The sequence below is a fragment of the Microbacterium sp. K27 genome, from assembly GCF_004794435.1.
In the GTDB taxonomy this organism is placed as follows: domain Bacteria; phylum Actinomycetota; class Actinomycetes; order Actinomycetales; family Microbacteriaceae; genus Microbacterium; species Microbacterium maritypicum_A.
Genome location: NZ_SSDK01000035.1, coordinates 200,754 through 211,244 on the forward strand (window position 1 = coordinate 200,754; position 10,491 = coordinate 211,244).

Consider the following 10,491-nt stretch of genomic DNA (forward strand, 5'->3'; position numbering starts at 1 on the left):
TCCGGATCATGGTCACCGATCGACTGCTCGACGGGCGGGTCAAGATCCGCCACCTCGTCCTCGTCACCGCCATCGCCGACGAAGGCACCCTGGTGCGCGCCGCCGAGTCGCTGCACATCACCCAGCCGGTCGTCACCCGCGGCCTCCGCGAGGTCGAAGAGGTGCTGGGTGTGCCGCTGTTCGAACGGCTGCCGCGCGGCGTGCGCCCGACGCAATACGGGCACTCGTTCATCGAGCGCGCCCGCTCGGTGCTCGCCGAGCTGCGCGCCGCGGGGGAGGAGGTGCGGCTGCTGCAGTCGGGGCAGCTCGGCACGGTGACCGTCGGCACGCACCTCGCAGGTTCCAACCTGCTGCTGCCGCGGGCCATCGCGGCGCTGAAGGCCGAGCATCCACGGCTGACCGTGGTGGTGCGCGAGGGCACCCCCGACACCCTGCAGCAGCTGCTGCTCGCGGGCGACCTCGACCTGACCGTCGGGCGGCTCTCGCCGACGGTGCCGGTGCGGCTCGAGCAGGAGCGACTGCACCTGGAGCCGATCCGTCTGGTCGCGCGGGCCGGGCATCCGGTGCTCGGCGGTGTCAAGGCGAACTCCCTCGCCGAGCTGATCGCGTATCCCTGGATCTTCCCCGTGGCCCAGACGGCGCTCCGGGCCGAGCTCGAAGCGGTCTTCTTCCACGAGGGGCTGCCGTTGCCGCCCGACCGCGTCGAGTGCACCTCCATGCTGACACTGCGCACCCTGCTGATCTCGACCGACGTGATCGCGGCGCTGCCGATGTTCATCGCCGTCGACGACCGTGAGCTGCGGATCCTGCCCACGCCTTTGAGCTCCATCCGCCGCTCGGTCGGCGTGACGGTGCCGAAGGATCGGGCGCCGTCGCCGGCGGCATCCGCGCTGCTGGCCCATCTGCGCGAAGAGGGCGCCCGCTTGGCGGAGCTCGAGCGGGACTACGCGGAGACGGAGCCGCGCTTCGCCGGCTGATATGCCCGAACGGTCATAGCTCTGACCCGTATGGATATTGGACAGCATCGCTTCACCAGGACGAACCTGATGAGAACGACACCACGTCGTGACGATCTCACCCGATTCAGCCAATGGAGGCGACATGGCCGGCTCTCCCTACGTGCCCGATGCGAAGAAGTACCGCCCGGAGGATTTCCAGCGCGTCGAGGGTGAACCGGCCGATCCCGATCCCTCCAGCTGGGGCATGCAGCCCGACGGTACCTTCCTGCCGCCGGCGCACACGCCGTCCGTCCCGCGCGACGTCTTCATCGACTGGCCGGGCCAGCTCGACTACCGCGACCCCGAGACGTATGCGCTCAACGCCAAGGCCGAGGCGTTCTACCCGATCGTGGTGAACACCAGTCACTCGTGGCAGTGCATCTACGACTGGGACGGCCGTCGCCTCATGCTCCACTACGGCGGCGGCAACCACTGGAAGCTCTACGACATCACCGACCCTCGCGACCTGACGATCGTCGACGAGGAGCAGTGGGGCTGGGACGACCCCCGCCCGCAGTTCGGCGCCACCACGGTGCAGTGGAACCAGAAGCTCGGAAAGCACATCGCGATCCAGGCGAGCGAGACTCCGCGGTACTTCCTCAAGGGGCGCGTCGCCAACAAGTGGATCGACGACACCGTCGAGGGCCAGCTGAAGGAGTGGGAGGGCCTGCGCGGCTTCCGCACGTGGGAGATGAACGGCCCGAGCCCCCGCGACTGGACCCTCCTCACCGAGGTCTCGACCGATCCGAACCACGGGCCGGACGAGATACAGGAGGGCAACGGCGTGCTCGACCTTCCGGTCTACTACGGCGACAAGTACCTGTTCGTGGCGACCGCGCCCGACAACACCTTCACCAACCAGCCGTACAAGACCACGCTGTGGACCGCCGGACACGCGGCCTACGACGTGTCGGACCCGGCGAAGCCCGAACTGCTCTCGAACTGGTGGGTGCCCGGCTCCCGTGCCGGGGAGGAGGCGGATTCCGAGTACCTCGCGGACAACGAGCGCTGGAACAACAAGACCTCGTGGTTCGGCTCGCGCATGGGCATCTTCCTGCCGCGCTCGGTCGAGTCCGGATGGAAGTACGGCTACGCCGCCCAGGGTGGTCAGGGCTTCTTCGTGCTCGACGTGTCCGATCCCGCGAACATCCACCACGTCGGCTGGTGCCACCTGCCGGTCAGCGTCGCCGGCACCGAGGGCGACAACGTCGACACCACCCAGGTGGAGGAGACGGGCTACGTCTACGTCTCGGGCTACCCGATGAACACCGACTGCTACGAGCCGGCCAAGGAGATCTATCAGATCGACGTGAGCGACCCGACGAACCCGCGGGTCGTGCGCACGCTGCCCCGCCCGACGCCGCCGGCAGACGCCGCGTTCACCGACTGGGCGCAGCGCCGCGGGTCGTTCGGACCCAAGCGCTCGGGCTACTTCACCAACACGGGCACGCCGCACGGCGGCGTCATCCCCTACGCGTTCTACGCCGCGGGTCTGCAGATCTTCGACGTGCGCGACCCGGAGAACCCCGAGGTCGGCGCGTACTTCGTCCCCCCGATCGGACTCAAGGACGACGATGACCTCGCCGCACCCGTGCACGGCATCTTCGTGGAGTGGGATCGCAACGTGATCTGGCTCTTCGCCAACCACGGCATCTACGCGGTGTCGACCCCGCTGCTGGGTGAACCCGTGGTCGGTCTCCCCGCCACCGAAGGCTGAACACTTCCCGGAAACTCCGGTGTCCGTCCTCCACATAAGGGGCTGAGTGGACGGACACCGGCTCCCGACCCCTGACGATCCCTCCCGAAAGTGATCCATGACTCAGACAGTTAGGCCGTGGCCGGCCCTGTGGGCGCTGTGCATCGGCTTCTTCATGATCCTCGTCGACACGACGATCGTGGCGATCGCCAACCCGGTCATCCTCGCGGCGTTCGACGCCGACCTGACCACGGTCATCTGGGTCACCAGCGCCTACCTGCTCGCCTACGCCGTCCCCCTGCTGGTGACCGGTCGCCTGGGGGATCGCTTCGGTCCCAAACGGGTCTATCTCGTGGGGCTCGTGCTGTTCACCCTCGCCTCGCTCGCGTGCGGTCTGGCGGGCAGCATCGAGATGCTCATCGCGGCTCGCGCCGTGCAGGGCTTCGGTGCCGCGCTGATGACGCCGCAGACCATGGCGATCATCGCGCGGGTGTTCCCGCCGCGCGGTCGGGGTCAGGCGATGGGGGCGTGGGGCGCTGTCGGAGGGCTCGCGACGCTCGTCGGCCCGATCCTCGGCGGCGTGCTCACCGACACCGTCGGCTGGGAGTGGATCTTCTTCGTCAACGTGCCTGTCGGGATCGTCGCCTTCGTCGTCGCCTGGCGCCTGGTGCCCGATCTCGAAGGACACCCGCACCGCTTCGATGTGGTCGGCGTCGTGCTGTCCGGGCTCGGTCTGTTCCTGCTGGTGTTCGGCATCCAGGAGGGCGAGGTCTACGACTGGGGAGTGATGTTCGGTCCGGTCACCGTGTGGGGCGTCATCGTCACAGGCGTCGTGCTCCTGGTGCTCTTCGTCGTGTGGCAGCGCGTCAATCGCGCAGAGCCCCTGATGCCCCTCAGCCTCTTCCGTGACCGCAACTTCTCGGTCGCGAACGCCACGATCTTCCTCGTCGGTGTCGGCATCACGGCCATGCCCGTCCCCCTCGCCTTCTACTTCCAGGTCGCCCGCGGGCTCGACCCGACGCTCGCAGCGCTCATGCTCGCACCGATGGCGGTCGTCTCGGGTGTGCTCGGGCCGTTCGTCGGAAAGCTGAGCGACCGGATCGGTCCGCGGTGGGTCACCTTCGCCGCCTTCGTCATCTCGGCGGTGGCCATGGCCTGGTATGCGGCGACGATGACGATCGACGCCCCGTTCTGGCTCCTGCTTCTGCCCTCGGCGCTGCTGGGTGTCGGCGTATCGGGGATGTTCGGTCCGCTCGCGTCGACGGCCACCCGCAATCTCCCGCACACGCAAGCAGGAGCGGGATCCGGCGTCTACTCCACCACCAGGCAGATGGGGTCCGTGATCGGATCGGCGCTGCTGGCGGTGCTGATGAACGTGACGCTCGCCGCGCACATCACCGGTTTCGTGCCAGGGGCGATCCACCCGGGGAGCGAGCTGTCGGCGAAGGACGGGAGCGGACTGGCCGCGGCCATGTCGCAGTCGCTGCTGCTCTCGGCCATCGCCTTCGCGGTGTGCGCGGTCGTCGTGGTGTTCTTCGAGAAGCCGCGAGCCTGGGGAGCCCCGGCCACCCCGCAGACGGCGGGTTCTGTCGTGAGAGAGGGACGATGATGGCGGCGATCGCAGTGGATCCAACATCCAGAACGAATCCGACCACGAGCACGAAGGACGAGAGGACTCCGATGACGGTCAGCGCCGGAGGCGGTCGACTGGTCGTCGACGCCCTGAAGAAGGACTATGAGCTCGACGGCGCCGCCGTCCCCGTGGTCAAGGACGTCACGTTCACGATCGAGCCCGGGACGTTCTACTCGCTCCTCGGCCCGTCGGGATGCGGCAAGACCACCACCCTGCGCTGTGTCGCCGGCCTCGAGCGGAGCAACGGCGGCGTCATCTCGCTCGACGGCAACGTGCTGTCGACCGGCACCGCGCACGTGTCGCCCGACAAGCGCGACATCGGCATGGTGTTCCAGAACTACGCGATCTGGCCGCACATGACGGTGTTCGCCAACGCGATCTTCCCGCTGCAGGTCGCGGGTTCGAAGCTTCCGAAGCAGGAGGCGCGCAAGCGGGCGATGGAGGCGCTGGAGCTCGTGCAGCTCGATCATCTCGCGCAGCGCCCGGCCACCGCGCTCTCAGGCGGTCAGCAGCAGCGCCTGGCCCTCGCTCGTGCGTTGGCCCACCGACCGCGTCTGCTGCTGCTCGACGAGCCGCTGTCGAACCTCGACGCCAAGCTGCGCGACACCATGCGCAACGAGCTGCGGAGCCTGCAGCGCACCCTCGGCATCAGCGCCCTCTACGTCACGCACGATCAATCCGAGGCGCTGTCGATGTCGGATCGGGTGGCCGTGATGAACGGCGGACGCATCGTGCAGGAGGCGTCACCCCGCGAGCTCTACGACCAGCCGGCCGACCGATTCGTGGCGAACTTCGTCGGTCGCGCGAACATGATCCCCGCCGTGGTGATCGATCGTGACGGCGCCGGCGACGCGGTGGTCGAGGCGCTCGGCACCCGGCTGCAGACGCCGGTGCCCGACGGGGTCTCGATCGGCGACGAGGTCACCCTGACATTCCGGCCCGAGACCGTGCGCTGGCATGAGACCGACATCGATCGCCCGAACGTCCTTCCCGTGCGCATCGTGCGGGTGGAGTTCCTCGGCGAGATCGTCGAGTACGAGGCCGAGGTGCTCACCGATGGCGAGCCCGTCGCCACGATCGTCGGACGCGGAGCGCCACTCGCGACACCCCCCGAGGGCGGCAGGGTCTTCCTCGAACTGGTCTCGCACGCCTGCCGCGTGCTGGGCGCCTGATCCACCCCGCACCACACCCGCAATCACACACCTGATGTCAGAGAGGACATTCAGATCATGAAGAGAACACTGGGAGCTGTCGCCATCACGGCGGTCTTCGCGCTCGCCTTGACCGGATGCAACACGTCGACCGATGCCGGCGGCGGTGACAGCGCGCTCGAGGGCGACGCCGCGTCGGCCACCTGCGACGCCGTGGAAGTCGGAGCGATCACCCGCTGCGAGAACTTCTACGACGAGTACTGGCCCGAGATCGACAAGCAGCTCGACGCCCTCTACGAAGAGGCGAAGAAGGCTGACGGCGGCACTCTGGTCATCTGGGACTGGTACGAGCTGTCGCCTGACGTGATCGAGCAGTTCAACAAGCGTTTCCCCGACATCAAGGTCGAGACCAGGGGGCTGACGTACAACCTGTCGTCGGCGATCATCTCGGCGAAGGCGACCGGTTCGCGCAACACCGATGTGGTGTCCGGCTCGATCACCTCGATGGCCGCGATGTACGACGAGGGCTTCTGGGAGAAGGTCGACTGGGAGAGCTTCGGCGTTCCGAAGGAGTTCCTGACCATCGGCGCCCCCGAGCTCATGCCCGACAGCATCAACGGCACGCTCATCCAGTACAACACCGACAAGGTGACCGCGGTGCCCGAGACGCTCGACGGGCTGCTCGCCCCTGAATACAAGGACAAGGTGTCGGTCGCCGGCTACAACGCGGTGGTCTTCGCCGGATACGGCATGGCCGAGGGCGAGGACAAGATGGTCTCGCTGATCGACGAGCTCCTGTCATCGGGCAACCTGAAGCTGCTGGAAGACCAGGGTGCTCCGCTGTCGAGTGGTGACGTGCCGATCGCGCTCAACCAGACGCTGTTCAACCCGAACCCGGCGCTGCAGGTCTCACCGTTCGAGCACGCGGGAGTCTGGGCGCAGTTCTCCGGCGTCAACTCCGACGCCAAGAACAAGCCGGGGGCCGCGCTGTGGACCCTGTGGAACGCATTCGACCCCGACTGGATCAGCCTCCGCATGACGGACGAGCGCTTCGCCAGCACACAGGTGCCGTTCGCCGGTCTGCCCGCCGCGACCTTCGCCGAGGCCACCGGACTCATGAAGACGAACTCCGACGCGCTGCTGCTCGGCCTCGAGAACGGCGCCGAGACCGAGACGCAGGCCACTCGTGACGACTGGCAGGCCATGATCAACGCCGCCGACAAGGCGCTGAACGGATAACGATGTTCAAGGCAGGACGGACCACGGGGCGAAAGCGTCCCACCACGATGACGATCGCGATGATCGTCTCGGGCGCGGTCATCTTCATCCTTCTCGCGGTACCGCTGATCGTCCAGGTGATCACCGCATTCCGTGGTCCGTTCCTGCCCTTCGGCGTCTCGTCGGCCCAGTGGGGTGTCGAGAACTTCGTCACCCTGTGGCAGCTGCGCGAAGACTTCTGGGGCGTGCTCGGCGCGACCGGCGCCTTCGTCGGCGGCTCCACGCTGCTCACGCTCCTGATGGCTTTCGGCCTCGCCTGGGTCACGGTGCGCACGGATGCCCCGTGGCGCCGTCTGATCTCGGTGCTGGTGATCGTGCCGTACATCATCCCGCCGATCGTGAAGGCCCAGGCCTACCTGCTGATGCTGTCGCCCGAGTCGGGGGTGCTCAACCAGCTGCTGCGGCTGCTGCCGTTCGCGAGCGACGTGCCGATCGATCCCTATGCGTTCCCGACGATGATCTTCATCCAGGCGCTCACGAACGTCACGTTCCCGTACCTGATGATCGTGCCGATCCTGACGAACATGGACGGCTCGCTGGAGGAGTCGGCGCGGGTCTCGGGGGCCTCCTGGCCGCAGACGCTTCGTCGAGTGACGCTGCCGATGCTGTGGCCGGGGCTCCTCGGGGTGACGGTGCTGACCTTCATCCTCGGCCTCGGCAGTCTCGAGGTGCCGCTGCTGTTCGGCCAGGAGTCGGGACGCGACATCTTCGCCCTCAAGCTCTGGACGCTCATCAGCTCCAACGCGGGCGAACTGCCGCAGTACGGCCTGGCCGCCGCATGGGGGCTGGTGTTCCTCGTGATCACGACCGTCGCGTTCGCGATCTACCTGCGGGCGACACGCAACGCCGAGCGCAGAGCCTCGGTGTCGGGCAAGGGCTTCCGGCCGTCGACCATGCGGATGGGGCCGTGGAAGATCCCGGTCATGCTGCTGGTCGCCGTGTTCATCCTGCTCACCGGCATCCTCCCTCTGCTCGCTCTGCTGTGGGCGGCGATCACGCCCTATCCGGTGGCGTTCTCGATCGACGCGATGCTCGGCAGCACCGACTTCGGCGCCTTCGGCACGGTGCTCGCCGACCCCGAGTTCTGGGTGTCGCTCGGACGCACGGTCATCATCGCGGGCGGCAGCGCCACGATCGCGGTGGTCTTCGCAACGGTGCTCGCCTACGGCATCGCCCGCAGCAAGAAGACCGGGTGGGTGAAGGCCATGGACCTGTTCGCCTCCTCATCGGTCGCGATCCCCGCGACCATCGCCGGCTTCGCGATGTTCCTCACCTTCATGGTGATCAACCCGTACATCCCGATCGCGGGCACGCTGCTCGCGCTCGTGATCGCGTACTCCTACCGGGTGTCGATCGCCTACCGCTCGTCGTACAGCGCGACGCTGCAGATCCGACCCGAGCTGGAGGAGGCGGCGCTCACCAGCGGAGCGAGTCGGTTCGAGGGATTCCGCCGCATCATCGCGCCGCTGCTGATGCCGACCGTGATGGCCGTGTGGATCCAGATGTTCATCCTCGGCACCAATGAGTTCACGCTCCCGGCGTTCCTGGCGACCCCGTCGTCGCGGCCGCTGTCGATGTACATCTACGCGATGATCAACCCGCGGTCCGCACAGCTGTATGCGCCGGACCAGGGGGCCGCGATGGCGCTGATCTTCACGCTGATGGTGTTCGCGATCGGCTACGGCCTGCAGTGGGCGCTCTCTCGCCGAGCGATCGGTCGCACACGCAAGGCGGTCTCCGCGGGTCTCCCCGACCTCGCCGCCGCCTCTCCTGTTCCCGCTCCCGCCGATTCCGCGACGGTGACCCTGGCCGTGCAGCGTCACAAGCGCTGACCCCGTCCGCCGAGTGCATGGCTTCCTGTCGAGTGCACGGCTTCCTGGCGTGAAGAAGCCGTGCGCTCGACGAGATCCCGTGCTCTCGACGGATAACGTGCGTTCGACGGGTAACGTGCTCTTTGTCGTGTGGGGGAGAGGAGAGGGAGCGATGCGTGTACGTGCGCCATCGGCCAAGGCCGGGATCGTCGTCGGAGCCCTGCTCATCCTCCCGATGCTCGGGGTCGTCCTCGCCGTGATGGATCTGTTCGCCGGATATGTCTGGTCGCTGCTGGCGGTCATCGCGCTGGTGGTGTTCACCGCGCGGGTGTTCCGTGGTCCCGGAGAGAGCATGGCGCCGCGGCCGTGGTGGCGGATGACGACGACGGCTCTCTCCAGCGCGGTCCTCTCCGTGCTCTTCGCGGTTCAGGCCGTTGTCGGTCTCTTCCGAGCGGGGACCGCCCCGTTCCCGGCCGCTGTCGTTCTGGGCGCGCTGCTGACGCTTGCGGTGGCCGGGGCATATGCGCTCTCCGCGACCCGCCTCGCCCGCGTCGAGCGGCCGCACAAGGGATAGCCCCGCCCCGCTCTCTCGCTCCCACCCTCTCGCTCCCGCCGAGTGCACGGCTTCCTGTCGAGTGCACGGCTTCTTGGCGTGAACACGCCGTGCGCTCGGCGAGATCCCGTGCATTCGACACCGCTCCGAACCTCTCCCTTGACTTTTGGATCCAGTATCCATTCAATAGGAACAGCAGGAGAAGAAAGGGTGAGGAGGCCGCATGCACATCGGGTACGCCGCGATGCTCGAGCAGATCGAGCCCACCGCCGTGATCGAGAACTGCGTCCTCGCCGAGGCGCACGGGTTCCGCGGGATCATGGCCACCGATCACTTCCAGCCCTGGCTTCCCCGCCACCGCAACGCCGCTCATGTGTGGACCATGCTCGGCGCGATCGGCGCGCACACCACCGGCGACCTCGGCCCCGGCGTCACGACCCCCGGCTTCCGCACGCATCCCGCCGTGGTCGCGCAGGCCGCAGCGACGCTGGCGACCCTCTACCCCGACCGGGCCTGGCTCGGCGTCGGATCGGGGGAGGCGCTGAACGAGCACATCGTCGGCGAATACTGGCCCGAACCCGCCGAGCGCATCGACCGCATGTTCGAGGCGGTCGACCTGATCCGCAAGCTCTTCACCGCCTCGATCGCCGGTCGCGACACCCGCCACCGTGGCGAGCACTTCCGCATGGAATCGACCCGGCTCTGGACGATGCCGCCCACTGCGCCACCGGTCTACGTGGCCACGGCGGGCCCGGCCACCGCTCGCCGCGCCGGCCGGAACGCCGACGGCCTGATCACGACCTCGGCCGAAGTCGAGCGCCTCGCGCCGCTGCTCGCCCGATTCGCCGAGGGGGCACGGGAGGCCGGTCACGATCCCGAGGCCCTCCCGAGGGTGCTCCAGCTGCGGCTCTCGTGGGCGCCGACCGACGAGCAGGCCCTCGCGAACGCACTGACCGAGTGGCCGGTCGCCGGACTCCGGATGCGTCGGGGCGACGTGCGCTCGCCGTACGACTTCGAGCAGCTCGTGCGCGGGGTGACGGCCGACGACATGCGGGCTTCGATGCTCATCTCCGCCGACCCCGAGGTGCACCGCGCGCAGATCCAGCGCTACGTCGACCTCGGCTTCACGCGCATCTACCTGCACAACGTCGGGCCCGACCAGCGGGAGTTCGTCGAGGTCTTCGGCCGCGACGTGCTGCCGAAGGTGCACGCATGAGCGCCCCCGCGATCACCGTCTTCGCCCTCGCCGGCATCGGCGAAGTGCACCCCGGTGATGACCTCGCGGCCCTGATCCTCGCGACCGGCGTCGAACTCGCCCACGGCGACATCCTCGTCGTCACCTCGAAGATCGTCTCCAAGGCCGAAGGCCGC

General features: G+C 68.0%; 9 protein-coding genes. All 9 read left to right on the forward strand.

Translation table 11 applies throughout. From position 1 onward, the window contains the following. Positions 1–8: 8 nt before the first annotated feature. Positions 9–977, forward strand: a complete 969-nt coding sequence (locus tag DW307_RS07175) for a LysR substrate-binding domain-containing protein (protein ID WP_029260764.1) — start codon at positions 9–11, stop codon at positions 975–977. Between the two features lie 124 nt (positions 978–1,101). Further along, positions 1,102–2,715: an LVIVD repeat-containing protein gene (locus tag DW307_RS07180; protein WP_051671248.1), complete on the forward strand. Its 1,614-nt coding sequence runs from the start codon at positions 1,102–1,104 to the stop codon at positions 2,713–2,715. A 97-nt stretch (positions 2,716–2,812) separates the two neighbouring features. Continuing rightward, positions 2,813–4,303: a DHA2 family efflux MFS transporter permease subunit gene (locus DW307_RS07185; protein WP_136024392.1), complete on the forward strand. Its 1,491-nt coding sequence runs from the start codon at positions 2,813–2,815 to the stop codon at positions 4,301–4,303. A gap of 71 nt (positions 4,304–4,374) precedes the next feature. Then, entirely contained in the window at positions 4,375–5,499 is a 1,125-nt protein-coding gene (locus tag DW307_RS07190; protein ID WP_168440998.1) for an ABC transporter ATP-binding protein, read from the forward strand. Between the two features lie 57 nt (positions 5,500–5,556). Further along, on the forward strand, positions 5,557–6,717 hold the full coding sequence (locus tag DW307_RS07195) for an ABC transporter substrate-binding protein (RefSeq protein ID WP_136024393.1): 1,161 nt from the start codon (positions 5,557–5,559) through the stop codon (positions 6,715–6,717). Positions 6,718–6,764: 47 nt separating this feature from the next. Further along, positions 6,765–8,588, forward strand: coding sequence for an ABC transporter permease (locus DW307_RS07200; RefSeq protein WP_168440999.1), 1,824 nt, complete (start codon positions 6,765–6,767; stop codon positions 8,586–8,588). Between the two features lie 151 nt (positions 8,589–8,739). Then, a complete protein-coding gene (locus DW307_RS07205; RefSeq protein ID WP_021201472.1) occupies positions 8,740–9,141 on the forward strand; it encodes a hypothetical protein in 402 nt (133 codons plus the stop codon). 202 nt (positions 9,142–9,343) lie between these two features. Then, positions 9,344–10,336 (forward strand): TIGR03557 family F420-dependent LLM class oxidoreductase, encoded by a 993-nt coding sequence (locus DW307_RS07210; protein WP_136024395.1) that lies wholly within the window; start codon positions 9,344–9,346, stop codon positions 10,334–10,336. Then, positions 10,333–10,491 (forward strand): coenzyme F420-0:L-glutamate ligase (locus tag DW307_RS07215; protein WP_205810425.1); only part of this gene is annotated, 159 nt, incomplete at its 3' end. The genes DW307_RS07210 and DW307_RS07215, both read left to right, overlap by 4 nt.

Coding starts and splice junctions, on each gene's coding strand:
- DW307_RS07180 (WP_051671248.1), top strand. CDS start 1,102: ATGGCCGGCTCTCCCTACGTGCCCGATGCGAAGAAGTACCGCCCGGAG.
- DW307_RS07200 (WP_168440999.1), top strand. CDS start 6,765: ATGACGATCGCGATGATCGTCTCGGGCGCGGTCATCTTCATCCTTCTC.
- DW307_RS07210 (WP_136024395.1), top strand. CDS start 9,344: ATGCACATCGGGTACGCCGCGATGCTCGAGCAGATCGAGCCCACCGCC.
- DW307_RS07185 (WP_136024392.1), top strand. CDS start 2,813: ATGACTCAGACAGTTAGGCCGTGGCCGGCCCTGTGGGCGCTGTGCATC.
- DW307_RS07195 (WP_136024393.1), top strand. CDS start 5,557: ATGAAGAGAACACTGGGAGCTGTCGCCATCACGGCGGTCTTCGCGCTC.
- DW307_RS07205 (WP_021201472.1), top strand. CDS start 8,740: ATGCGTGTACGTGCGCCATCGGCCAAGGCCGGGATCGTCGTCGGAGCC.
- DW307_RS07175 (WP_029260764.1), top strand. CDS start 9: ATGGTCACCGATCGACTGCTCGACGGGCGGGTCAAGATCCGCCACCTC.
- DW307_RS07190 (WP_168440998.1), top strand. CDS start 4,375: ATGACGGTCAGCGCCGGAGGCGGTCGACTGGTCGTCGACGCCCTGAAG.